This window comes from Pseudoalteromonas sp. MMG006 (genome assembly GCF_018101025.1).
In the GTDB taxonomy this organism is placed as follows: Bacteria; Pseudomonadota; Gammaproteobacteria; order Enterobacterales; family Alteromonadaceae; genus Pseudoalteromonas.
Genome location: NZ_JAGJEJ010000050.1, coordinates 1 through 1218, shown reverse-complemented (window position 1 = coordinate 1218; position 1218 = coordinate 1). Strand labels below are relative to the sequence as shown.

Annotated in this window: 1 protein-coding gene; it reads right to left on the bottom strand. The window is 44.3% G+C overall.

From position 1 onward, the window contains the following. Positions 1-33: 33 nt before the first annotated feature. Positions 34-1218 carry an elongation factor Tu gene (gene tuf, locus J8L73_RS19130; protein ID WP_058548756.1) on the bottom strand — a complete coding sequence of 395 codons (1185 nt, stop codon included), beginning with the start codon at positions 1216-1218 and terminating at the stop codon, positions 34-36.

The window sequence follows — 1218 nt, the reverse complement described above, 5'->3', positions numbered from 1 at the left end:
TTTTTTAGTATTAATTAACTTAAAAGTTAACTATTACTCTACGATAGTTGCTACAACACCAGCACCTACAGTACGGCCACCTTCACGGATAGCGAAACGAAGACCTTCATCCATCGCGATTGGCGCGATTAGAGTTACTGTCATCTTAACGTTATCACCAGGCATTACCATTTCTACGCCATCTGGTAACTGTACGTCACCTGTTACGTCAGTTGTACGGAAGTAGAACTGTGGACGGTAACCTTTGAAGAATGGAGTATGACGACCACCTTCATCTTTAGAAAGTACGTATACTTCTGAAGTGAATGTAGTGTGTGGCTTGATTGAACCAGGCTTAGCTAGTACTTGACCACGTTCAACGTCTTCACGCTTAGTACCACGTAGTAATGCACCAATGTTCTCACCAGCACGACCTTCGTCAAGAAGCTTACGGAACATTTCAACACCAGTACAAGTAGACTTAGTAGTCTCTTTGATACCAACGATTTCAACTTCGTCATTCACGTTGATGATACCCGCTTCAACACGGCCAGTTACAACTGTACCACGACCTTGAATTGAGAAAACATCTTCGATAGGCATGATGAATGGCTTATCGATGTCACGCTCTGGCTCTGGAATGTAAGAATCTAGTGCTTCTGCAAGCTCTACGATTTTAGCTTCCCATTGCTCTTCGCCTTCAAGTGCTTTAAGTGCAGAACCTTGAATTAGTGGTAAATCATCACCTGGGAAGTCGTACTCAGAAAGAAGTTCACGAACTTCCATTTCTACTAGCTCAAGTAGCTCTTCGTCATCAACCATGTCACATTTGTTCATGAATACGATGATGTAAGGTACGCCAACTTGGCGAGAAAGTAGGATGTGCTCACGCGTTTGTGGCATTGGGCCGTCAGTCGCAGCTACTACTAAGATAGCGCCGTCCATTTGAGCAGCACCAGTGATCATGTTTTTAACATAATCGGCGTGACCAGGACAATCTACGTGTGCGTAGTGACGAGTTGGCGTATCGTACTCAACGTGAGAAGTTGAGATTGTGATACCACGCTCGCGCTCTTCTGGAGCGTTATCGATTGATGCGAAATCTTTAGCAACACCGCCGTATACTTTTGCAAGTACGTTAGTGATTGCTGCAGTTAGTGTAGTTTTACCGTGGTCAACGTGGCCGATTGTACCAACGTTTACGTGCGGTTTTACGCGTTCAAACTTTTCTTTTGCCAT